Genomic DNA, 23324 nt, shown 5'->3' on the forward strand with positions numbered 1-23324 from the left:
AATCGGCGGAGCATAATTCCAACTCGACGCCACAAGCAATGGTCGACATTAGATAGATACGTACAATTTTTGCTTTAACAAGAGCCGGGTATACCGGCAGGGATGTGCGCGACTCGGGCCGCCTGGAATCCCTTTGTGATGTTCGGAATTGGCCCAGCCTTTTTGTTTCTCATCAAACAGCGGCTGCCCTTTGGAATGATCCGCTCGGGTGCCCTGTCTTGGGTCTCGACGATGGCAACGAACCTCGCCGTTACCCCACTGGCGACGGTGTTGATTTGGAGCGTCGGCATCATCCCTTTCCTGTTGATCCATCTGGCCATCGTTCTCATTGCCGGATCCGCGGCCGTCTGGCTGTTCTATGTCCAGCATCAGTTCGAGGAGCCCCACTGGTCGAGGCCGCCGGAATGGGCATTTCCGTACGCAGCCATGCATGGAGCCTCCCACTACGATCTGCCTCGACCCTTGCGGTGGATTACCGGCAATATCGGGATGCACCACCTTCATCACCTCTCAAGCCGGGTACCGTTTTATCGGCTGCGTGAGGTGCTTCGTGACCATCCTGAGCTTGCCGACGTTGGTCGATCAGCATTCGCGATGGCTCGGCATCAGTCAGGCTCGTGCTTTGGAACGAGAAAACGCAGCGGTTGATTTCCTTCACCCAAGCCGAGAAGGAAGCCTCATGATTGCCTTGCCCGCCGGTTTCATATGGCATTTGCCGTGAGCTCGGCCGATCTCTATCCGGTGTTCGGGACTTGCAATTGTGCAGTGCAGCATTACCTAGAATATCCGGGACGTCGATTGGCCTTCCGCGATTAGCGAGGATGCTCCATGAGAAGTCTTTCGGATACATTGCATCGGTTGCAACGATACCGTACCAATTCGGTGATGGATGCGGGTCCAACCAGACTCAAGCGCCTAGAGATTGCTACCGCTAACCCTGGCAACCTCCTTGGCTGGTACTATCCTCCCGAAACCAACCAGCGATCGGGCCCACTGCCGCTTGTCGTCGTCCTGCATGGCTGCACCCAGACCGCGGCCGGCTACGATGCTGGATCGGGATGGTCGAAATTGGCAGACGAATTCGGTTTCGCTGTTCTATTTCCCGAGCAGTCCCGCCAGAATAATCCGAACCTCTGTTTCAACTGGTTTTCCGAAAGCCACATCGAACGTGATCGCGGAGAGGTCCGCTCGATCCGCGAGATGATCGATAGGATGGTTTCCGACCACGGCATCGACCCCAAAAGAGTGTTCATCACGGGGCTGTCAGCCGGCGGCGCCATGGCGAACGCCATGCTTGCCGCTTATCCGGAGGTGTTTTCAGGGGGAGCGATCATTGCGGGTCTGCCCTATGGCGTTGCCTCAAGCGTTCCAGAGGCGTTCGACCGGATGCGGGGCCACGGCATGCCCTGCCGCGAACGACTTCAGGAGCGGCTTCGTTTGGCGTCGACGCATGTGGGCCCGTGGCCCACGATATCCGTCTGGCATGGTGCGGCCGACAAGACCGTAGACGAATTGAACGCGCGGGCCATCATCGAGCAATGGAAGGTCGTGCACGAGGTTGCCGATCGACCGGCGCGGTCTGACGCTATCGATGGATATGAACGTCATACCTGGACAAACAAGACAGGCGCGGACGCCATTGAGCTTCACCGCATTGGCGGCATGGGACACGGCACTCCTATCGACACGTCGAGCGGCTATGGCTCGCAAGCGCCCTACATGCTCGACGTCGGCATCTCGTCGACGGAACACATTGCTCGGAGTTGGGGTCTCACGCCGTCCTTCGAGCGTCGCGCCAGACCCGATGCGCGGGCGGCGACCTCTAACGAGAGACGAAGCGATGATCGCAAGGAGGCCACGAGCTATGTCCAGGATGTCATAGAGAGCGCGCTGCGATCCGCAGGGCTCATGAGATGAGCGTGTTCTTGGCCGCCCGGCAAGTAATTCCTTCAACTGCTATACGGTACTAATTCTGGATCCGGCGGACCGTCGGACCCGCGGCGACGGGAGAAAACGGCTCTTGTTTCACAGTATCTGAACATATGTGCACTTAGGTTTATTCTGCGTGAGGAGCGGAAATGGCAAAGCTTTCCATAAACCATCGGACGACCTACAGCTACCGATGTCCCGTTCACCTCTCGCCCTATCGGCTATTGCTGCGACCGCGCGAAGGGCCAGATCTCCTGCTGCACCATCACCAAATGACGGTCTCGCCGGAAGGCAAAGTCGCGTGGACTACGGATGTGTTCGGAAACGCAATTGCGACCCTGACGTTCTCGGAGCCGACGCACCAGCTAGAGATCATAAGCCATGCCGATGTCGACCTGAAATCGCAAGCCTGGCCGGTATTCGACATCGCTGCGTTAGGCGTAACCTACCCCTTCCTCTACGACGATCAGGATTGGAAGGATCTTGGCTCTCTCAGGGATGCTCAGTATCCCGATCCCTCCGACGAACTGGAGCAGTGGGTCAGGGGCTTCGTCATGGAGAATTCGACCGACACGCTGTCGCTGTTGAAGGATCTCAGTGCCGGTGTTTCGGACGGCGTTGCCTATCGAGCACGAGATACCGAAGGAACACAGCCTCCGCTGGAGACCCTTCGCCTAAGGTCCGGGAGCTGCCGGGACCTTGCGACACTCCTTGCCGAAACTGTCCGGGTTCTTGGGCTCGGGGCGAGGATCGTGTCCGGATATCTCTATGACCCGGCGAGCACCCTCGTCGGTTCGTCGTCGGGCGGATCGACCCATGCATGGGTTGAGGTGTTCCTCCCGGGTGCAGGATGGATCGCGTTCGATCCGACAAACAGGAGCATGGGAAGCGCCAACCTGATCCCCGTGGCCGTCGCACGCGACATTACCCAGCTCATGCCCGTGTCGGGAACGTTTATCGGTCCCGCGGATGCCTTTATGTCGATGCATGTCGCCGTCGATATCGCCTTCATCGGCTGATGATGCGAGCGACAGGCGGAAACGCCGGGATCCTCCTGGATCAGACTTAAATCGGCGCGCCCCTTGTAAAATCACAACTTGTGCCCATATGTGGTTTATCGACCATTGCTTGTGATGTTGGTCCGGGTCTTCGCTCCCGTCGGATTTCCTCTCAAATCATCGATCTTATCCCGCGAAGTATCGCGGGAACCACAACGATTGCTCTGAAAGGAAATCGTCATGAATACTGGTACTGTAAAATGGTTCAACTCCACCAAGGGCTTCGGCTTCATCCAACCGGACAACGGTAGCACGGACGTCTTTGTCCATGCGTCTGCTGTCGAGCGCGCTGGAATGCGTTCGCTCACGGATGGCCAGAAGATTTCCTACGAAGTTGTTCAGGACGGCAAGTCCGGCAAAAGCTCGGCCGAAAATCTTCAGGCAGCTTGAGTTTTCATTCGCCCCGCTGACCACGGATGTACTGGCAGCAGAGCTGAGTGACTGTGAGAGGTCGGGTTAGCGCCCGGCCTTTTTGTTTTTAGACCGGCTTCGATCCAACCGTCGACTTCTCGGATGCGTCCGAGCTACAGACCGAAAGAAGATTATCATGACCATGACGAAGCAGGAGTTTTTCAAGCCAGAGAAGGTTTCCGCACGAGACAAGGCCGCAACCACTAGCGAAGTCGCGCGGCAGATCATTCAAACGGAAGCAGCCGAGCGGATCCGCAAAACGGCACGCCTGCGCCAATTACGCGAAGCGCAGCCGGTTATGCCAAACCCGGGCCGCCCGACCGGGCGCCGGAAGACAGCATCATCCGCAGCAGCGTGATGAGGGACTACCCGCGGAATCATCCCCGGTAGTCAGACGACGCGTTAACGGAAGGAGAGGATATGCCTCCCATCTATAGAATTTTTTCGCCAAGCTCTTCCAACGCCGCTCCAGCAGCAGTCGCCGTTACGAGCTTCCTCTTTATCCTATTCTTGATCACGCAGGGCTGGCTATGGTGAATGTAACCGGCATAAAGCAGTCTCTTCTGCGCAAGCTTCTTAAAAGAGCGGACTACGCGACGCTTGACCTGAAGCCGGAAGCGGGAGCGGACCACGCGGCGGAGACCACTCTCGTTGAGCAGATCCGGTCTGGCATGATCGCGCCGGATGACTATCCCGCCTCGACAACAACAGGTGACGCGCAAGCCCCAGGTGAGCCGGCGGATCAAGGAACGATCCCTTGCGGTCAGGCGCATCGCCTGGACGAGATGGATCCTGTCGAGGAAAGCTGCGGACCGGAAAAGCAGATGGAATTCGCCGCGAGTTCCAACGGCGACCGCTGGTTTCTGTGCGGGGATGGCAAGCGAGAAGGTGCCTTTGTCCTGCACCGCGCCAATCCGGCATCGGGCGGGCACGAGACACGCAGGTCGATCGACGCATTCCTCGATCTTAAACCTAACGGGCCTGAACATGAGGCCTTACGAGCGTTGCTCCAGATCGATCGATAGGAGCCCAACCCTAATCCTCTATGACAACGCATTTCGGACATGAGCAGCCGGTCGTCCTGCCGAGGCCCCTTGGCGTTTACAGCATGCGCGCAGCCGGCCGCTCCTCCTCGTTGCATTGTCGTAGTAGCTGGACGCTTGCTGCATCGAGCGGTGACGCGATTGCTCCATCGCCTCGGGGAGGGGGATGCCGCGGTTCGCTGCCTCGGTCAGGTAACCCGACCGTAGCCCGTGCGCGGAAAACTCCCCCACCTTCAGCCCGGCCTGGGCCACCCGGGTCTTGACGATATCATTGACCGCCTTCGGATCCAGCGCCCGGCCAGAAACGTGACCCCATCGATCGATCGCCCGAAACACCCCGCCCTTGTCGATCTTCGCGGCATCCAGCCATGCATCGAGTGCCTCTACCGGCCGGCCGATGAGATAAACGACCTCGTCCTGGCTGGCGCCGGAATTCTTGGTGCGGTCAAGATGGATGGAAAGCGAGGGGAGGGGGGCATCGTCCTCACCCTTTATCGGCGGTTCGACCGTCAGCTGCTCCTTCCGCAGGTTGGCGACTTCGCTGCGCCGGCGACCCCCGGACGCAAAGGCGACCATCAAGATGGCGCGGTCGCGCAGATCGCGCAGGCTGTCGCCGGCACAAGCTCATCATCGAGCCCGTAACCAAGCCTTCCAACATCGTGGAACTTATTGCCGCGTGGAAGAATGAAGCTCCACTTGGGCCAGAAGACCAAGCCCGGCAATCCGTTCTTCAGCACGTCACAAGGTCAGGCGGTAGGTGTGATTGCTCTCAGGCTCGCTCTTCCAAACGCCGGGAACGGCCTCCCGCGAGAAAACCACTAAAGGCCGTAGATCGCCCGAGCGATATTTCTCGGGTACATTCCCAGGCAGCCTTCGACGGCGGTATTGGACATGATCGCGGCGGAAATGCCTTTCACCGGATCGATGAACCAACTGTGCCCATAGACTCCGCCCCAGGTTACCGATCCTTTTGACATCGGAGACTCCGCCAGAACCGGATCCTGAATCACCGCGCCCAAAAAGGAGAACTCCTGTCCTGGTTCGGCTGGGCGCGGGATATTACCGATCTGGTTGAGAAGCGCCGCCCTCGCCGTGTCCGCCTTCAAGATAGGAGCCCCGCCCTGACGAATGGTTTCAAGAAAGGAGATCAGATCCGGCGCCGTCCCCACCATGCCGGCGCCACCGGATTGGAAAGCCTTTGGGTTGAAGAGCCGAAACGGCGCAAAGGTCAGCAAGTTGCCATCACTGTCCGGGACCAGATGCCGATCATTCATCCGGACGGCGGTCGGATTGCCATCAGCATAAGGCGTAGCAAGTCGCTCCAGGTCACTGACCGAGAAACCGGTGTCGCTCATCCCAAGCGGTTCGAGCACGTGATGACGCACCACTTCATCCAGGCTGCAGCCTTCAATCCGCGCTATGACTGCCCCTAGGACGTCGATAGCGATCGAGTAAGACCAGAGCGTGCCCGGTGCGGCCAGGAGCGGAAAGGTCGATAATCGGCCGAAATTCTCTTGAAAATCGAGGTCTGTATCGGAAAGACCACTATTGAACATCCGCTCCGGTGGTGTGGTTTTGGGGTCCGCACCATAGCTGAGGCCCGCCGTATGAGTGAGCAGGTGATGGATGGTGATATCGGCTATTTTCCCATCTGGCTGCCGAGGCTGGAAATAAGGAAGGTGATCCCGCACGAGGTCGCCAAAAGCAAGCCTCCCCTTGTCGACAAGTGCTAAGGCGGCGGCAGCTACAAGCGGCTTACTTACGGACGCGAGACGAAATATGGTCCCGATTTCGACGGGTTTCCCCATTTCGCGATCGGCATAACCCGCGGCGCGGCTATATACGATCTCTCCGTCCTCGACGACGATCACGACAGTGCCGACGATCTTGCCTGTCTCGATCGCCTTCTCGATAATCGTGTCGATCCGAGCCTTCATCGCACCAATCCTCCAATGGCCTGCAAAGCAAGCCCAGGACTACATATTTCGCTTATGTCCGCAAGGCAGCGCAGTGCCGGTAGGTGCTGTGTAGAACCATAAGTGATCGCGATACGGTCGCTCACATGATCAATCGAGCCGCCCGTCCGTTCTTACGTTCGGCGTTGCTATAGTAGCTTGCCGCCTGCGTCACCGACTTGTGCAAGGATTGCTGCATGGCCTCCTGCAGCGGCACGCCGCGATTGGCCGCCTCGGTCAGATACCCGGATCGCAGCCCATGCGCCGAAAATACCTTGCGATCGAGGCCAGCTTGGCTGCAACGCGTCTTCAGGATCAGATTGACCGACTGCGGCGTCAGAGCCCGGCGATCGATATTGCCCCATTGGTCGATACGTCGGAACACCGGTCCAGTGTCGATCTTCGCCGCCGCCAGCCACTGCTTCAGGGCAACGACCGGCCGGCCGATCAAAACGACATGCACTCGGTCGTCTGCTGTCGTCGTCTTCGTGCGGCCCAGACTGATGGTGAGGCAGGGCACGAGAGGGGAGACAGAGTTTCGGGGATCGGCATGCACCGGCTCTTCGTCGACGAGATCTTCGACGCGCAGGTCAGCAACTTCGGAGCGTCGGCGGCCGCCGGAGGCAAAGGCGGTGAGCAAGAGGGCGCGGTCGCGAAGATCGACCATGCGCTCGCCGGCACAGGTGGCCAGCAGCTTTGCCAACACATCGCCGGTGACCGCCCTTGTACTCTTGCGCCGCCTTGGCCGAGCGCTGGCCCGCACGGCGAGCCTGAGCGCAGATTTCAGGGAAGGGGCGGTAAACGATCCGCTCAGGCCGCGCCAGCGGGTGAGGATCGACCAACTGGTCAACCGCCGGCGAACGGTCGCCGGCGCATGCGGGCCGACGCTTCTCAGGAGGCCCTTAGTGCGAAGTGCGATCGCCACATCTTCGGGCATGCCGTGATCCGGATTATTCTCGCGCTCGGCCGGGTTCCACAGATGGTGCGCGACGAATTTCAACAGCAGGCTTTCGGGCGCCGGCCAGGGGAGGGGGGCGCCGGTAGCCACTGAACACCAGGCCTCAAGATAGCCAAGGTCGGACGCCAGCGCGCGGAGCGTGTTGGCACCCATGCCCTCGCTGGCGAGATGTTTCAGCGTGGCGACGTCTTCGTCGGTCAGGAGCTCGGCGAGCTGGTCGCGCCGGTCGAATGGCAGGATCGCATCGAGTGCGTCCAGTTCCTTGGCACGTTTTAGAATTTCATGGCCTGAAAGCCGCAGCTCAGTGCTCATGTTCGAGTGGTCCGACAACGGGGATTCCCTCACCGCGGGCGGCGGCGGCCATCTTTCGGTCGCCGGTCGCCAGAGGTAATCCGTGCGTTCTGGCAAGCGCGACATAGCTCGCGTCGTATGCGGCCAGCGTGTAACGGGCCGCCAGGTCCAGCACCAGCCCATCTCCGCCCGATCCGGCGTCCTCGAGCGGCAACCCCCGCAACTGGGTCATCAGCAGAAGTGGTTCGCCCGGGCGAAGCCGGCCACGCCGTTCGGCCACAAGAAACAGATTGCGCGTTTCGAACCAGAACAGCGCCGGCACGAGACCGACCGTCGACCGTATCTCCGACATCAGCCGGTCGGCGGCATCGTGTTGCTCGTCGGGCAGAAACCAGGCGGCGGCGATGGAGGCATCGAGAACGAAGGACATCAGTAACGTCGGCCTTCATCGCGCCATTCGCGGATTTCGTCCTGCGTGGTGACGGGACGGCCGGTGCGCTGGGCCTTGATTTCGGCGATCAACGCGTCGACGTCGTTGTCGCGGCGGATGCGAGAGAGACGGGCGACAGGTGTATTGCCGCGCGAAATAATCACCTCTTCGCCCGCTTCGACTTTCGCCAGCAGCTCGGACAGATGGGTTTTTGCTTCGGCGACCTTGACGGTAACGGTCATGATGATGCTCCAGGGATAGTCTCTCTCGTCGAGCAGACGGCGATTTGCACCGTTTTCGACATCTGCTCGATCATATGGCCATTTCCATAAGTTGGTCAAGCGCTGACCATATCACTATCGATACTTGAAACTTATCGTTGGTTAGAACGCTAACCAGCAATCATACTATATGAGGAACCATAACATTTAGATGGAGTTCCTGTAGAAAATCATTTACCATGATTTCAATGGCTTACGATCTTGCGAAAATCAGCATGAGTGACTTGATGCGGCCGGCTTTTGACGCCGGTGTCGCTCTCACGCGTCTCGACGAGCGCATCGCCCGTTCGACGGTCGGTGAAGGCTTCCTCGAACGCCAAAACTTTGCCGACGCCTGTGCGTCGCTGTGGATCGACGGCGAACTCGTCCATCTCGAAGACCTCGTCCTCCATGATGCCACCCGCGACATCCGTGCGCCCACCCACGAGCTCACCATTGCCCGCGACGTGTTGCGCACCCGTCGGCGCATCGCCACCCAGTCGCCAGACTGGGTGTTGTCCGCAGATGGTATCCGAACTTTGCGACAGACCCAGGCGTGGCCTGGACCATCGGACGATCCTGACATGATCGCGAATGGCTCTGGCTCCGGAACTGTCAAATTGGTCGAACGAGAAGGCGAGGGGGATGATGGTGATGACCTCGGGGATCTCCCGGGCATCGATTATGCCGCCATCGATGCGACGCTAGCCCGATCCTCGGCGGCGATCGAAAACGCGACGCGTCCCGGCCCTGCCGGCGGCAGCATGACGGCCGAAAAGGACCCGCTCGTCTATGATCTCGACTGGGACGAGGACGAGCGGCTGGAGGAATGGCGCACCGTGCTGCGGCAGGCCGAACACTTGCCGGCGGTGCTGCAGGCGATCGTCGCCCTCGATGCCTGGAACGAGTTGTCGGTGTTGCAGCATGCGCCCTGGCTCGGCCGGCTGTTTGGCGTGTCGATCCTGCGCCAGGCCGGCATCACCACCGGCGCCCATCTGGCCGCCATCAATCTTGGCCTGAAAACCATTCCCGTCGATCGCCGCCGGCATCGCGACCGGGAAACGCGGCTGCTCGCCATCGCCCACGGTCTTTTGGCGGCCGCCGAGATCGGTCTGAAAGAGCATGACCGGCTGACATTGGCGAAGGCGATGATGGACCGAAAATTGGAGGGGCGACGGACGTCTTCGAAACTGCCTGAGCTCGTCGAGTTGGTGATGGCGAAACCCCTCGTGTCGGCCGGGATGGTCGCCAAGACGCTGGAAATGACGCCGCAGGCGGCGCGGCGGATTGTTTTGGAATTGGGCTTAAGGGAGATGACCGGGAGGGGGAGGTTTCGGGCATGGGGGGTGCTATGAAGGAGCATGCCGATCTAAAACCCAGGAAGATTTGCAGTCCACATTGCGAATGACCAAGTGACCTCTGCTATGTCTAACCCTCTGAGGATCGTAAGAAGAAAAAATGAGTTCGAAGTCGGGGCAACCGCAACCGGGCGGTCAATACGGTAAGTGGAGATTGATGAAACGTATCGATGGCGGAGGGAACGCCGACGTGTGGATCGCTCGTGACCCTGAAAGTCGAGCCGTCGCGGCGATAAAGATACTCCATAATCTTGGGAAGGAGCCCCTTTCCAGATTCCGCAACGAGATCACGGCTCTGCGGGAACTTGGCAACCTGGAAGGGATCATCCCGATTTTGGATTCCGAATTTCCGGAAGGAAAAGGTTCTCGTCCCTGGTATGCCATGCCGGTGGCCGAAACAAGCGTGGCATTTTTCAGAAACGCCGATGCAAAGTCGATCGTCGCCGAATTTGTGCGTCTGGGTGAGACCCTCGCGGTGCTTCACGCAAAGAAATATGCGCACCGGGATATAAAACCGCAGAACCTCCTGGCCTTGAACGGTCGGCTGTGTTTCTCAGATTTCGGTCTCGTCAAATATCCAGACTTGACTCCAATTACACCTGAACGGCGCGACGTCGGCGCCAAATTCACAATGGCACCTGAAATGCGTAGAGAAGCATGGGAAGCTGATGGGCTGCCTGCGGACGTTTTCTCCTTCGCCAAGACCCTTTGGATTTTTTTGACTGGCAAGGGTTTAGGCTTCGATGGACCGTACGCCGCGGATTCGAGCGTGGGACTGCAAAATTATTTGCCTGGACAGTACACCACAACGTTGGATGTCTTACTCAGTGATTGCACTCAGCATGATCCTGTTGCTCGACCCAAAATGGGGGAGGTTGTTGATAGACTTCGGTATTGGCTGAGAGTGATCGATGACCGTGCGCTACAGAATGCCAACCAATGGGCGGAGTTTGCTCAAAAGTTCTTCCCTCGGCAAACGCCCGAAGAAGCAGTTTGGACGGACGTGGACGCAATCGTTGATATCCTCAACGAGATTGGTCGGGTCCCGGGCCTGAACCATATGTTTTTTCCAAGTGGAGGGGGCATGACGATCGAGGAGGTCCGACGTGCGCCCGAACTCGGTTTTATTGAGCTTCACACGGGATTCGTGACTTTGCTGAAGCCAGCGACGCTCTCCTTCGTTTCTTTCAGACAAGATCCGAAGTGGGACTATCTCCGCCTCGAAGCGGCTCCTGTCGAACCAACCGGTTATTATCCTGTCGAGGCCGGCGACTACTACGAATATCTGTCAGAGCTGAACCCGGGGCAATACGCGCATCCTGACGTGGTGGACTATCGTGAAGAGAGCGAACGTGAATTGCCGGCGGGCTCAAGGAGTATCACGCGCTATCTCAGGGGAAGCTTCGTGTTTTTCAGCACGAGCTCCCCATACAATCAGGATAGCTCCACCTATGACGCCCGACACGAGCAGATGAATGCGGACGAATTCAGGGAGTACATGAGGCGAAATGCCTCCAGAGGACGGAGTATACTAACGAACTGAGACCGGACGACAGCCTCGCCAGTTCTATGATCTAGTTAACGAAATTGTTGGCTCATGACGCCCATGGACAACCTTTTCTTGGGCGAATTGCCTGATAAGTTGTCTGTATGACCAATCCCGCCAAACTTGCAGCAATGCTGCGCTTCCATCTCAGCGAATTGTCGCCTCAGAACGCCCACCACCAATTTGAGCATCTGGCCCGGCATGTCGCACGGGCTAGGCTCTACAGCAACATTCTTCCAGCGACTGGACCGGTGAGCGCCGGCGGTGATGGCGGCAAGGATTTCGAGACGTTTCGTACCTATCTTGCGGTCGGTCGGGATCCAGGCTCGGCATTCGCAAATCACGCCTCGGGCGCGCGGGTTGTCGCGTTTGCCTGCACGCTGGAAAAGAAAATCGAGCCTAAAATCAGAAAAGACATGGAGACCATCTCCGTGGGCGGCGGTATCGACGAATTGGTGGTGTTTTGTGAAGCAAATGTCCCTGTTGGCAAGCGACACAAGCTTATCGCCGAAGCAAAGGACAAGGGTTTTGATCTGCAGATATTTGATGGCAATACCCTCGCAGAGTTGCTGACCGAGCCGGACCTTTTCTGGGTCGCGGAAGAATATCTCAAAGTTCCTGCTGAATTTTTCCCAGTCGTAAGTCGTGACGAGGGTTATCTGCAACACAAGCGAGAGTGGGCGAACCGTAGCGTAATCCCAATCAGCATGGCCGACTTCGTCGCGGTGAAGTCCGGCTTGCGCAAGGCAACCTTCGATCCAGACGCGCGTCCGGATCTAGGCTTCTGGCTCCGCCAGATGGAAAGTTTCCTTTGCAAAGAGGCGCCACGCGGCTTGCTGCGGTCGGCCTTATATGAGATCGCAGTTGCGAGTCTACGCGGACGCAACGATCTTTCCGACCAAGCGGATCACTTGGCTGACTATTTCGGCGACCTCGACGAATTCCTCTCGATCGGAGATTTAACGGACGCAACTACCCTGTTGATCTATAGTTTTGGAGCTTTTTGGCTTGGGAACTATCGTGCGGATGACACCGATCTTTATCAGTGGCGAGTCAAGATCGAGCAAGCACTTGAGACCTGTTTCGCCGCTGCCAATGGACCGGGTCAGCGCGCCGGACTCCTCAATATTCTTGGGATGCTAGAGCTTACACCGAAGAAACCTGGCAGCACGCCCGAACTTTCTGATGCTTTGCAACGATGGCAGAGCATGCTCGATTACGTCGAGGAGGCGCCTCTCTTTCCGCTCGAGTCCTTTGCCGATTACATTATCAAAATCGTCGGAACTTACGGAAGCGACAAAGCTTTGGAGGATCTGGCGAACCGTGTCGAGGATATGTTCGCGTCGCGCGCTGGAACTGCTGCAGCTGGAAAGAAAGCCGTCGACCGGGCCCTATCGCTCATCGAACGCGACGAGGCCACAGCGGCGATACGCGTTCTTCACGCTGCGAAGGCGAAATGGTTCTCGGGAGCGATGATGGGATCGGTAGTGCGCATCCTGCTCCTTCTGTCGGAGCAATATTGTCGCCTCGGTCTTGCCTATGCCGGGAAATATCATGCCATGGTCGGCGCATTTCTCGCTCGTTACGAGCCGCATGGCGAAATGCGTCAGCTTGAGCCAGAATGTTTGATGGCGCTCGTCAATGCAGAGGAGGCGGCCGGAAATTCCTTCGGATTTCTTCAGCTTCTGCCGCTCTATCTCGATAGCCACGTGCGCAACGATGACCGCCCGCTCGAAATGGAGCGCCATCCTGAGCTCTCGCAAAACTTCGGCCAGCTGGCGGCTCTGCTCGGATTTCTAGGAAGAGGCAATCCCAGTGCCCGGATGGCACTCGATCCGACGATCTCAATCTGGCCTGAACCAATCAGAGTCCCAATTATCGAAGCGGCGGCTGCCAAAGATGGGTTCTGGCTGAATGGAACGTGGGACGAGGCCTGGGCCGAGCTGGAGGAGGCACTCCTTGACCGTCCCTTCGGGGACCTTGGACAAGAACGATGCGTCCGCTGGCAGGCTCTCGGCCTCGAATGGTCCTGTCACTTTGCCAACGACTATCGCACCACGCCACATGCAGAGCAGCTGATCAGCGAACTGCAGCTGATCGCCTGCGCGATGGCGGATCGGGATCAAGGTCTCGTGCGATGCTCAATCGAACTCCATGTCTCGATCGGCGATAGCGCTATGCAAGGAGTAAAGGTTACTGAGCCGACACCTGAGGATCGCTCATTGCGTATCTCCGTATCGGCTGTTGATCGCGGGCCTGAACAGTCCATCGACGCCATGGTCGTCTTTGGCACGGCCATGCGTGCCTGCTCCGTGCTTGATGATGCGGCACTGATGGAGGCTTTCGACCGTGATCCACTTGATGCGTTGTTCGTAGGGCGACCCTATTGCGAACTCTATCGCGAGTTTATGCCGTCCGCGATCTTCGACGAAGCGACGCGGCTCGCGACATCGCCACTCGACCCCGATAGGTCGTTCAAGTGTCGAGCTGGAAGGAGGGTCGACTGGTTTGGCGGACCCGGCCCGAATTTCGATCAAGCGCGTGCGGAAGAAGATATTCGAAGGCGATACGACTGGGCGCGGCGTGCGCTCAGATTCACGCTCGATAGAGCGATGGACGATCGGGAATTTTTGAGCCGCCTTCTTATCCTGCACCAAGAGGGCAGGACCGACTGGGAAATCCTCAGTGTGCTGAATAACATTGCTGTCGCGGCGAGGGGATTTTCGCCCGAGCGCATGACACCGGAAATCCGTGAACAGGCCCAGCGCGCGATGGAGTTTGTCGAGCAGCCCAGTGATGCTTTGTCGGCAGAGACATTTTCTGCGTTCAACATCGAAAATTACTCAAAGGCATTTGTTGGCGCCTTTGCGGGAAGTTGGGAGCTGCACTGGCCTGAATGTGCGATGTACGATGAAATGGAAGGATTTCTCGTAGCGCGTTACGGCCTCAGGAGCATGGATCTCGCTGACGACATGAGACTAGATTGGGAAGCCATCGAACGAAAGCTGACGCAAGTATAGCCGGAGCAAAGCCTATCGGATTGACTCTGGAATATGGTTCCCCACTGTATTCTACATCCAGAAAGAGTTCGCCGAAAAACGCCGGGTCCGCTAGCCACCCACTTTGAGTTGAGATAAAGGCGGGAGTGGTAGGAGGACATAGAATGGCATTCAAAAGCGCTGCCCCGGCCGAAATCGTTCCGGCGAGTCCGGAAGAGATTCTTCTCACGCTGCCCCGCCGAACCATCCCCGGTGTTTTGCTACATCAAGGCGAAATTATGCGGAGCTATGCAGCGCAAGCAATCGCCGATCCTGATGTTGCGCTGCAGCTGCCAACGGGAAGTGGTAAAACGCTGGTCGGCCTAATGATTGCTGAATGGCGCCGGCGCAAATTCAGAGAACGAGTCGTTTATCTGTGCCCCACCAAGCAGCTCGTGAACCAGGTTGTAGAGCAAGCCCGAACTCAATATGGCCTGACAATCAATGGGTTCACTGGGAGCAAGCGAGACTACGATCCGCGCGCGCGCGCCGAGTATCAAAACGCCGATCGTGTCGCGGTAACGACCTACAACTCGCTCTTTAACACGAGTCCCTTCTTCTCGGACCCCGACGTTATCGTCATCGACGATGCGCATGCCGCAGAGAACTATATTGGTGAAATGTGGACTGTCCGGATACAGCGGACAAAACAGCCGCACCGTGTCCTATTTGAAGCGCTCACAGGCGTCCTACGTCCGCATCTGGACCCGTTTGACTTCTCACGCCTGTGGGGACGATGGGATAGTAGACCAGAGGACCGACGTTGGGTAGACAAGCTTCCGACCCCGGTATTTGCCGAGATTAGGGATGAGCTGACAGCGGTCGTTGACGAGCACGCCGAGGAGCTTGACGTCAGATGGGCATGGTCGATGGTCCGCAGCCATCTCAACGCATGCCAACTTTACATCTCCTCCACCGAATTGCTCATCCGTCCCCTTTTGGCACCGACGTGGCAACACGCTCCCTACCAAAATGCGCGGCAACGCATCTTCATGTCCGCGACACTCGGAGCGGGAGGCGATCTGGAGCGGCTAACCGGCCGACGGACGATAAAACGTCTTCAGGTTCCCGAAGGGTGGGATCGACAGGGGATTGGGCGTCGGTTCTTTATTTTTCCCGATAGTTCACTTGAAGCCGAAGACGTCTCGACATTGCGCCAGCACCTCATGCGGCGTGCGGGGAGAAGTCTCGTACTTGTGCCTAGCGATCAGCAAGCTGACGAGATCCGGGAAGAGGTGAGAACGAATCTCGGATTCGCGACGTTCACGGCAGACGACATCGAGGAATCGAAACAACCGTTCGTCGCGACGCCTCAGGCAGTGGCAGTAATCGCCAATCGCTATGACGGAATCGACTTTCCCGGTAATGACTGCCGCCTGCTTTTCATTGAAGGACTCCCCCGAGCCGCCAATCTTCAGGAGCGCTTTATCATGCTCCGGATGGGCGCATCGCAGCTGTTCAACGATCGTGTACAGACGCGTGTCCTTCAAGCAATCGGACGCTGCACCCGCTCGCTTCAGGACTATTCGGCAGTTGTTGTTTCTGGCGAAGAGCTGCCTGATTACCTGGCTGATCGACGGCGGCGCGTCCATTTTCACCCCGAACTCCAAGCTGAACTTGAGTTTGGCAACGAGCAGTCGGTCGGGACCACGATGGCCGACATCATAGAGAACTTCGATATTTTCCTCGCAAACGACGCCCGCTGGGGTGCCGCAAACAACGATATCCTTGCAAAGCGCGCAACGGCGGTGCAGCAGCCCTTTCCGGCCCTTGGCGAGCTGCAGGCGATCGTTGGTCGAGAAATTGAGTACCAAAACCGGCTCTGGCAGAGTGACTTTGAAGGGGCGGTCGAGGCTGCGGAAGCCGTCTTGGGCGGGTTGACTGATCCCGACTTGCGAGGTTACCGGGCGCTTTGGCATTATCTAGCCGGATCGGCTGCCTGGTACGGAGAGCGTGCAGGCATCGCATCGCTGGGGGTCAAGGCCCGCAGTCACTTCAACCATGCGAAGCGTGCGGCTTCGGACCTACCCTGGTTGGTGAAATTGGCGCGGTATCAAGCAGGCGATGAGCCGCACCTTGGCCGCAGCCCACGGCTACTGCATCAGATAGAGCGGGTGGAGGGTGTGCTGGAACGGCTCGGCACCGTGACAGATCGCGACTTCAACAAGCGGGAGCAGGAGATTCTGCAAGGGCTTGCCTCGAAAGATGGATTTGAACAAGCACAGGTGCGGTTGGGCGAGATGCTGGGCTTCACAGCAGGTAAGCGCGAGGATGACGCTTCACCTGACCCCTGGTGGGTGGCGGACGACCTGTGCTTCGTGTTCGAGGACCATGCTGGCGCGACCAACGATGTGCTTGACGCTACAAAGGCTCGCCAGGCGTTCTCGCATCCAAATTGGATCAGAGATCATGTCGTGCTGCCGGAGAATGCGACGATCGTCCCGGTGCTGGTTTCGCCTGTGACGAAGGCCAAGTCGGGGGCGATACCGCATCTCCATACAGTCTCATATTGGGAGATAGAATCGTTTCGCACGTGGGCGGGACAGGCGTTATGGACGCTACGCGATCTAAGACGTACCTTCGGCCAAGCCGGTGACCTCGTCTGGCGAGCAAATGCTGCGGAGCGTTTTGAACAGGCGATGATGGGAGCCGATCAGATTCACGAATGGCTGAAAGGACGTATCGCGAGCGGCATTTTGCAGAGCGTTCTGTGAGGGCGAGCATGGAGCACACGACTCCGTCCGCCGGCAATGCCCATCCCAGACGCTCAACGGTCCTTGACCACCGCTGAAAGCTGCCGTCTCTCCCAGGTGGAGCTCACCGATCACATGAAGCCGGACACGCTCAGCCCGCCGCTGAGTAAAGGCTAGAGAATGCCCTATCGTGTGGAGATCCGGCCTACTTCTTGGTGAAGTCGATCCGTAGTTTGTCGCGATAGATCCCAATTCTCTTGCTCGCGCGATCGACGACGTCGTCGTAGAAGAGTGTCTCGGCGTAGAGTTCGCCGAGGTTTCTTCCACTATCAGGATCTGGCAGGTCGCTCGTCCGGAAGTAGCCTTTACCTGAGGCGAACCTCTTCCACCCGGCCATCCGCAGAGGATTGAGTGTGTCGCCGATGATGTATCCGTAGAACTTCTTCAGGCGGCCGGTCGACTTGGCGGCGAGGAGGTGAGCGTATTCCGACAGGTCACCCGTGTGGTCATCCATGCTGACGCCCGGCGCCTTGAATTCAATGATAATCGCGGAGCCTTCCTTGCCAAAGATCGCAATATCCGGCCGCATGGCGGCGTTCTCGTCGGCACGGCGGCGCAGGGTCGTGGCCATCTCGGTGTCGATATCAGCATCGAAGAGCTTCTCGCCTTCCTTCCACTCAATCTGGGCCAGCGGTTTATCCGACGCGATGTAGTCGTAATATTGATATTCCTCGCTCAGCAGCCAGATGTCGTGATCCGACGTCTCGTGGGTGTCCTTCTTCATTGGAAAGAAGATGCTGTGGATGATTTGCTCATCCTTACGGCGCTGGCCCTCCGACACCGTCTGGACGGCGAGTTCGCGATTGCAGGCCAGCTCGAGGATCTCGACTATCGCGGCCCGCCGCACCACGAGCTGCGACAGGTTGGCCATGTCAAATGTCTTGAGCGACGACGTGTATTTCCAGGAAAGCTCGTGGATCTTGTGCCTGAAGTCTGCGGAGTGCGGCTCGGCCTTCTCGATTTCCGCCCTAAGGTCGAAGATTTCCGCTGTATCGGCGATTATGCGCTCCTGATACTTCTTAAGCACGCGTTCCGCAACGGTCTTCGCGCTGTCCCCATAGACGACCCGCGTGTCCGTGTCGGTCAGCATCGCCGGGATGACGCCGAATTTGTCGGTCACGTCCTTGATGACGTCTTCCTTGCTCCAGCCCGACGGGGTGACCATTTCCTCGATAATTGGATCGATTTGATCGAAGATCCCGTCGAAGGACACAGTTTCGTCGGTGAAGAGATCGTCCACTGGGATCTCCTCAGGGATGTCGTCGAAACCGTCGCGCTGCTCGTTTACGCGCTTATCGAGAACATCCCCCTCAACCAGCACGATATGGTGGAACCCTTCGACTGGGCGGTTTTGTTCGGCTGCAGTGCGCAAGTAGCGCTTGGTAATATCGAGCACAGGCGATGATCTGGCGCAGAACGAGATGGCGTTACGCGGCAGGTCGTAGGTTTTCGCGTCAAGCTTGTAGTGGGAGAGAGTAAACTGTTTCGCCTTTCCCAGTGGGCTGCCCGACCGGGGATCGCGCTCCCCCACCTCGGCCAGCTTGACGACAGTCACGTCCGGCAGGTCGGCAGCGCTCAGACTGCTCCGGTCAATGAGGCCTTCCGGGTACCGAGTTTTGAACTTGATCACGAAGTCGCCCAGTTGCGGCTTTAGGCTGACCAACCGCTGCAGGAACGCGATCAGCATGTTGCGCCGCATGTTCGCCGCCGAGAAGATCTCGCCGAGCGGTTCAGACTTGTAGAGCCGCGTGCGGGGTGCCTGTTTAAGGCTCTCGAGCCGGATGGTAGTACCTATTTCATCAGCGTTGGCGTCGGTCACGACGAAGTCGGCAAGGTCGATCTTCTTCCTTCCCGCCGCGAGTGGAAGGGTGCGCGTAAGGATATCCTTGCCGCGGCGATAAGTGCTGCGGATTCCGACCATCTCGAAGTGATGGAAATACTGGATGCGGCCGGCCCCCTTGCACTTTCCGATCCCCGCGATCGAAAGGTCATCCTTGTAGGACGTGTCCTTGGTCAGAAAGGCGTCGGTCTGATCGTCCCCGAAGCCGCATCCATTGTCGGTGCAGGTCATCGAAATGTCCGAGCCGTCGCCGAATAGTCCGGATGCGGTGACGTCGACCTCGATCGATACTTCGAGGCTCCGCTTGGAGGGATCCAGATGTTGCCTTATCAGAAAGGCGTCGATTGAATTGGAAATCAGTTCTTCGAGGACAACATATCCGTCCGAGCTGATCTTGGTGTTCTTCAAACTTCCGCGAATGTCGAGCGTCATTTTTGATCCGTCGGATGCGTTCATCCATAGACGAGTTCTGAATGCACGGATCAGTCGAAGTCAAGGACCTTCCTAGCGGCGGGTCCACTACAGGAGATTGGTGATCGGGGCCTTCATAACAACAGGATCGCTGGTTGGAATCCCCTTATCCTGGTGTATGAGGATACAATAAATCTAGGCGACGCGCGTAATCCCAATACGCACCGACAACACCCTTAGAAGCAGAAAAATGGCGAATTCCACCATAAGGCTCAAAGCGTTTTACTCCTGGCAGAGCGATAGCCCCAAAAAGACCAACCTGAATGCCATCCGGGACGCCCTCAAAAGCGCCTGCGAGGCGATCAGCGCTGCCAGCCCTTCGATCAAGGTTGAAAGGGATGAGGCGACGCGAAACGTCCCCGGCAGCCCGAACATCGCGGGAAAAATCATGGAAAAGATCGAAGCGTGTGATATTTTCATCGCTGATATCACAACGATCACTCCGCGACAGTCGTCTCGGCCTTGTCCCAATCCGAACGTGACGCACGAATTGGGATTTGCAGTCGCACACCTTGGCTGGGACCGCGTCATCCTGCTTTTCAATACCGCCCACGGCGTCTTTCCGGGCGATATGCCGTTTGATTTTGCACAGCACCGGGCACATCCTTACAGCTTTTCGGAAACCGGCGGCGCCGCGGAGCGGAAGGCATTGGCGGATTTCTTGAAGACGGCGGTGGACATGATCATTGCGGGCGATCCTAAACGACCCGCACAGCTGAAGGGACTGACGAAGGAAAAAATCCAACATGATCACGATGTTCGAAACATCACCTGGCTGATGTCCAACATCCACTTGCCGACAATGGACGACTACATTGACGAACTTCCGTACAAAACCACATTCAAGGCAGCGTGGTTCAGTGATCGCTTCACAGCAATCGTAACCAACAGCCTCTTTTACGTCTACGACCCCGCCATACGAAAAGCGATCGGTAAGCTTTCTTCTGGTTGGCGACGCGCAATGTCACACGATGACCGCTACCATCATACCGCAAACTACGAAGTGCAGGTATTTTCAAACCCGATGGATGCACCTTTACGCAAAGAACAACAAGACGACTGGGATGACATCGACAAGGCCCGACGGAAAATGCGTCGCGCCTTAGATGAATTGATCGAGCGAATTCGTAAGGCCTATTTTGAGGTAGATCTACACCATACTAATGAAAAGGCATGGGCGGCGTGGAGAAAGTTTCAGTCCGATGAGGACGAGGTCGCTCTTGATCTCACAGTTTCGGTTGGAAAAAAGAAGCGAAAGGCATCGTAATTGGCCGCAATTGCGATTTTTGCTCGCATGCCCGCTGATCTCGTGTGGAAGAGAGTGCCGTCCGATCTCCAGAGTTTGGGATGGTTCGGTATCGGCCGCAGATCAGTCAATCCAGCCGGACCAAGTTCTTGGTTCGCCTCTAATCTCGCGCGGAAGGAATTTAGTATGAGCGGGCCGTCGGTTCCGATCATTCAAGAGCAAGCCATCCTTCGCTATGAGTCTCTGTCGCGAGACTAGACCAGGATATCTGTTTCTGCTGCAACCGTCGTCTCAATGCGAGCCTTCGCGGCGATCACGCCACTATAGAGATCAACCTCGACGCCTGGAGCCTTCAACGTCACGACCAAAGAATAGCGCGTCTTACGATTGACGACAGCCTTAGCGGCTCGATTGCGCCACCAGCCAACCACCGGCTTCACGCACAACAGCTCACGGCTCAACAGCTCGATGGCAGGCCCTGACCAAACGTCGCAATGCAGGGAACCTGCCGAAATACTGCCTGGACCAAACATCCATCGGGCATCGTCGGGATGACTTGGCGCCCGCGCACCATCTTCGCGCTCAGCGGCATTGACCCGCTGCTTGAAGCGTTCGGCGAGCTCACCGCGGCGCTGGAGGTCGAAGCGTAGGCCGAAGGATTGATAGCGTTGTGGATCGACGTTGGCCGAGAACCCCGGATTGGGATCCACGAAGTATGACAGCGTGACCTTCAGCTCGACCACGGTGTTCTGCAGATCCTCCAGGATCGCAGCCGGAAGCGGGAGCTGGTAATAATGGCATTCGTTGAATTCGCGCTGCCCTTTCAAGCGGAACGGCTGGATATGGGCCTGCGCGATTAGCGCCAGGTGGTCCTGTGCTGAGGCGGATGCGCGGTCGAAATCAGGTACCCCATAGCCGAACCGCCTCATCAGCGGGTACCGGTCCTTCTTTCCCGCAGGACTGTTTAACTGCTCAAGCATTGGTTCTGTCCATTCGGCGCTATGAACGACAAGCGCCCTAATGGTTTCCGGCCAATAATTCGGGTGCTCGGCCGTGAGCCTTGCGACCATGCGCGCGGCTTGTGCGGTCGCAGCGCTCGTCGCCTGAAACGCCGTGAGGGCATTTGCGCCGGTCGTCGGCGAAGTGGTTAGAAGTGATAGCGAATCCAGGCTGAGAACCTCTCGGCGACCCCGGCTGAGTGCGCGATTGCCGGCCTCCAGGACCACTTCCGGCTTGATCGGCGCGCGGGCGTGAGCCCAGTTGACGCTCGTGCGGCTGTAAGGGCTGAGTTCTCCGGGGCCGGCAAGGCACGACCAATCTTCGTAGCCCGCGTCGGAGATCTGATTGAGATCGGTGTATCCGCCGACGGTGATGGCGTTCCAAGCCTGACTCGGATCTTCGGCGGGGTAATCGTCCTGCTGGGAAATCCGAGCAAATTCGATCTCGGCTGGAACGTTGCCGGCAGAAATGACGAATAACCGCTTCGGAGCGTCGTCGTCGTCGCCATTCATCGTGCCGGCCGCGGCTTGGTCGATCGCAGCGCTCCAGGTCGATGGCCGGGCACCGGAAACATTGTCGTTCGTCACCGCCATACAGAATACCCGGCTTCTCTCGGGTGCAGCGATCTCTGCCAACGATACCGCGGTCTGGCTGATCACGCCGTAGGAGTGCGGATCATTCGGGTCCATATCGTGCGGCGGCAGGAGCTTCACCGATTCGAGTCGATGGTTCAGTCGTCGCTCGGACCGATCGGATAGTGCGGCCGTCAAATCCCCGTGCAGGGCCAGACCCGCCATAGCCGTGCCATGGCTGTGATGATCGTCGACGCCCCAGTCACGGTCGATTGCGTGCTGGTCGGCTGCAGCCAGTGCCGGCTCGATCAGCGAGTGGCCGCGATTGACTCCCGTATCCATGACGCAGACGGCAGGAACCTCGTTTCCAGGCCAGACGATACGACCGGCGAGATCGTCGACCCATTCGTTTTGGCTTTCCTTGGCGTCTTCAAGGAAGAACACCGGGTTGTCGCTCGCGCGTCGGAGCTCGCTGACGACCCCGGTCGCGAAGGTCATCAGCTCGATCGCGGCGCGGCGCGCGAGCACGGGGATGACGACCGCTTCCGGGAAATACAGCCGGCGATCGGAAGAGGCGGCACGCAGAGAAAGCCGGCGGCAGACGTCCTCAACGGCCGCTTCATTATCACGATGCGCCCAGATCGCCCACCACATCTGATGCTGAGGATTGTCGGGCAGGGCATTAGGGTCGTCGGTCCAGAAGACTTCCAGGCGTGCGCGCCTGATCTCCTCGATTTTCTCCACGCGGCTGGCGTTCGGGGGATTTCCCTTCGGGGAGAGGGGACCTGACAGATAATCATGGAGGATCTGCTGGATGGCTTCTCGCGCATTGTCCGGAACATAGAGCGCCACCGTGCGCGCGTTATCGCGGTCCTTCGTCGCCCCCGGGCGTATGCCCTGCTTCTTCCATTCTAAAACGTCGGCGCTGGTGCCGGGCCGCAACTCAACTTCGACGTATCCGCCTGCGGCAGGTTCCAGTCTAGGATCAGCACCCCTGAGTTCGGTAATTGCGGCAAGCGCGACATCCAGTTCGTTGCTGAGTTTGCGTCCATGCTCCGCACGGATGCGCGGCACGCTCGAACCACCGCTACCCGTGCCGGTATAGGGGCTTGCGGTATGGAGCGCCGAAACATCAATGTGGGGAAGCGTGAATCGGCCTGCCATCG

At 58.1% G+C, this 23324-nt stretch carries 16 protein-coding genes and 2 pseudogenes; 11 read left to right on the plus strand and 7 right to left on the minus strand.

What is annotated here, in order from left to right; genetic code table 11:
• Positions 1–129: 129 nt before the first annotated feature.
• From FHT92_RS25170 to FHT92_RS25195, 6 genes and pseudogenes are all read left to right on the plus strand, one after another.
• Positions 130–683, plus strand: a pseudogene (locus FHT92_RS25170) (fatty acid desaturase family protein); the annotation flags it as partial.
• 145 nt (positions 684–828) lie between these two features.
• Positions 829–1917, plus strand: a complete 1089-nt coding sequence (locus tag FHT92_RS25175; RefSeq protein WP_183830409.1) for a PHB depolymerase family esterase — start codon at positions 829–831, stop codon at positions 1915–1917.
• Positions 1918–2078: 161 nt separating this feature from the next.
• Positions 2079–2948, plus strand: coding sequence for a transglutaminase family protein (locus FHT92_RS25180; protein WP_183830412.1), 870 nt, complete (start codon positions 2079–2081; stop codon positions 2946–2948).
• A 219-nt stretch (positions 2949–3167) separates the two neighbouring features.
• The gene (locus FHT92_RS25185; protein ID WP_183830415.1) at positions 3168–3377 is read left to right on the plus strand and encodes a cold-shock protein; all 210 of its coding nucleotides are present in this window, start codon (positions 3168–3170) and stop codon (positions 3375–3377) included.
• A 157-nt stretch (positions 3378–3534) separates the two neighbouring features.
• Positions 3535–3756 carry a hypothetical protein gene (locus FHT92_RS25190; RefSeq protein ID WP_183830418.1) on the plus strand — a complete coding sequence of 74 codons (222 nt, stop codon included), beginning with the start codon at positions 3535–3537 and terminating at the stop codon, positions 3754–3756.
• Positions 3757–3928: 172 nt separating this feature from the next.
• Positions 3929–4423 (plus strand): hypothetical protein, encoded by a 495-nt coding sequence (locus tag FHT92_RS25195; RefSeq protein WP_183830421.1) that lies wholly within the window; start codon positions 3929–3931, stop codon positions 4421–4423.
• 18 nt (positions 4424–4441) lie between these two features.
• Here the strand turns inward: FHT92_RS25195 and FHT92_RS25200 are convergent.
• The 5 genes and pseudogenes from FHT92_RS25200 to FHT92_RS25220 all read right to left on the minus strand — a co-directional run.
• A pseudogene (locus FHT92_RS25200) lies at positions 4442–5062 on the minus strand (tyrosine-type recombinase/integrase); the annotation flags it as partial.
• Between the two features lie 197 nt (positions 5063–5259).
• Entirely contained in the window at positions 5260–6378 is a 1119-nt protein-coding gene (locus FHT92_RS25205; RefSeq protein WP_183830424.1) for a serine hydrolase, read from the minus strand.
• A gap of 121 nt (positions 6379–6499) precedes the next feature.
• Positions 6500–7666 carry a site-specific integrase gene (locus FHT92_RS25210; protein WP_183830427.1) on the minus strand — a complete coding sequence of 389 codons (1167 nt, stop codon included), beginning with the start codon at positions 7664–7666 and terminating at the stop codon, positions 6500–6502.
• Positions 7656–8075 carry a type II toxin-antitoxin system VapC family toxin gene (locus FHT92_RS25215; protein WP_183830430.1) on the minus strand — a complete coding sequence of 140 codons (420 nt, stop codon included), beginning with the start codon at positions 8073–8075 and terminating at the stop codon, positions 7656–7658. Before FHT92_RS25215 ends, FHT92_RS25210 begins: the two co-directional genes overlap by 11 nt.
• Complete coding sequence (locus FHT92_RS25220; RefSeq protein ID WP_183749390.1) at positions 8075–8317, minus strand: type II toxin-antitoxin system Phd/YefM family antitoxin; 243 nt, start codon at positions 8315–8317, stop codon at positions 8075–8077. The genes FHT92_RS25215 and FHT92_RS25220 overlap by 1 nt, the downstream gene beginning before the upstream one ends.
• Before the next feature lie 227 nt (positions 8318–8544).
• Here FHT92_RS25220 and FHT92_RS25225 point away from each other — a divergent pair, with 227 nt between their 5' ends.
• From FHT92_RS25225 to FHT92_RS25240, 4 genes are all read left to right on the plus strand, one after another.
• The gene (locus FHT92_RS25225) at positions 8545–9690 is read left to right on the plus strand and encodes an RHE_PE00001 family protein (RefSeq protein WP_183830536.1); all 1146 of its coding nucleotides are present in this window, start codon (positions 8545–8547) and stop codon (positions 9688–9690) included.
• Positions 9691–9850: 160 nt separating this feature from the next.
• On the plus strand, positions 9851–11236 hold the full coding sequence (locus FHT92_RS25230) for a protein kinase domain-containing protein (protein ID WP_183830433.1): 1386 nt from the start codon (positions 9851–9853) through the stop codon (positions 11234–11236).
• Positions 11237–11343: 107 nt separating this feature from the next.
• Complete coding sequence (locus FHT92_RS25235) at positions 11344–14259, plus strand: hypothetical protein (RefSeq protein WP_183830435.1); 2916 nt, start codon at positions 11344–11346, stop codon at positions 14257–14259.
• A 143-nt stretch (positions 14260–14402) separates the two neighbouring features.
• A complete protein-coding gene (locus FHT92_RS25240) occupies positions 14403–16991 on the plus strand; it encodes a DEAD/DEAH box helicase (RefSeq protein ID WP_183830438.1) in 2589 nt (862 codons plus the stop codon).
• A gap of 184 nt (positions 16992–17175) precedes the next feature.
• On the opposite strand, the gene FHT92_RS25245 is transcribed toward FHT92_RS25240, so the two are convergent.
• Entirely contained in the window at positions 17176–19302 is a 2127-nt protein-coding gene (locus FHT92_RS25245) for a hypothetical protein (RefSeq protein WP_183830440.1), read from the minus strand.
• Between the two features lie 229 nt (positions 19303–19531).
• Here FHT92_RS25245 and FHT92_RS25250 point away from each other — a divergent pair, with 229 nt between their 5' ends.
• Complete coding sequence (locus tag FHT92_RS25250; RefSeq protein WP_183830443.1) at positions 19532–20608, plus strand: hypothetical protein; 1077 nt, start codon at positions 19532–19534, stop codon at positions 20606–20608.
• A 233-nt stretch (positions 20609–20841) separates the two neighbouring features.
• Here FHT92_RS25250 and FHT92_RS25255 read toward each other — a convergent pair whose 3' ends face one another.
• Complete coding sequence (locus FHT92_RS25255) at positions 20842–23322, minus strand: S8 family peptidase (RefSeq protein ID WP_183830446.1); 2481 nt, start codon at positions 23320–23322, stop codon at positions 20842–20844.
• Positions 23323–23324 lie beyond the last annotated feature (2 nt).

The sequence above is a fragment of the Rhizobium sp. BK377 genome, assembly GCF_014193935.1.
In the GTDB taxonomy this organism is placed as follows: domain Bacteria; phylum Pseudomonadota; class Alphaproteobacteria; order Rhizobiales; family Rhizobiaceae; genus Rhizobium.

Coding starts and splice junctions, on each gene's coding strand:
- FHT92_RS25230 (WP_183830433.1), top strand. CDS start 9,851: ATGAAACGTATCGATGGCGGAGGGAACGCCGACGTGTGGATCGCTCGT.
- FHT92_RS25250 (WP_183830443.1), top strand. CDS start 19,532: ATGGCGAATTCCACCATAAGGCTCAAAGCGTTTTACTCCTGGCAGAGC.
- FHT92_RS25195 (WP_183830421.1), top strand. CDS start 3,929: ATGGTGAATGTAACCGGCATAAAGCAGTCTCTTCTGCGCAAGCTTCTT.
- FHT92_RS25180 (WP_183830412.1), top strand. CDS start 2,079: ATGGCAAAGCTTTCCATAAACCATCGGACGACCTACAGCTACCGATGT.
- FHT92_RS25235 (WP_183830435.1), top strand. CDS start 11,344: ATGACCAATCCCGCCAAACTTGCAGCAATGCTGCGCTTCCATCTCAGC.
- FHT92_RS25255 (WP_183830446.1), bottom strand. CDS start 23,322: ATGGCAGGCCGATTCACGCTTCCCCACATTGATGTTTCGGCGCTCCAT.
- FHT92_RS25210 (WP_183830427.1), bottom strand. CDS start 7,666: ATGAGCACTGAGCTGCGGCTTTCAGGCCATGAAATTCTAAAACGTGCC.
- FHT92_RS25215 (WP_183830430.1), bottom strand. CDS start 8,075: ATGTCCTTCGTTCTCGATGCCTCCATCGCCGCCGCCTGGTTTCTGCCC.
- FHT92_RS25185 (WP_183830415.1), top strand. CDS start 3,168: ATGAATACTGGTACTGTAAAATGGTTCAACTCCACCAAGGGCTTCGGC.
- FHT92_RS25225 (WP_183830536.1), top strand. CDS start 8,545: ATGGCTTACGATCTTGCGAAAATCAGCATGAGTGACTTGATGCGGCCG.
- FHT92_RS25175 (WP_183830409.1), top strand. CDS start 829: ATGAGAAGTCTTTCGGATACATTGCATCGGTTGCAACGATACCGTACC.
- FHT92_RS25220 (WP_183749390.1), bottom strand. CDS start 8,317: ATGACCGTTACCGTCAAGGTCGCCGAAGCAAAAACCCATCTGTCCGAG.
- FHT92_RS25245 (WP_183830440.1), bottom strand. CDS start 19,302: ATGACGCTCGACATTCGCGGAAGTTTGAAGAACACCAAGATCAGCTCG.
- FHT92_RS25190 (WP_183830418.1), top strand. CDS start 3,535: ATGACCATGACGAAGCAGGAGTTTTTCAAGCCAGAGAAGGTTTCCGCA.
- FHT92_RS25240 (WP_183830438.1), top strand. CDS start 14,403: ATGGCATTCAAAAGCGCTGCCCCGGCCGAAATCGTTCCGGCGAGTCCG.
- FHT92_RS25205 (WP_183830424.1), bottom strand. CDS start 6,378: ATGAAGGCTCGGATCGACACGATTATCGAGAAGGCGATCGAGACAGGC.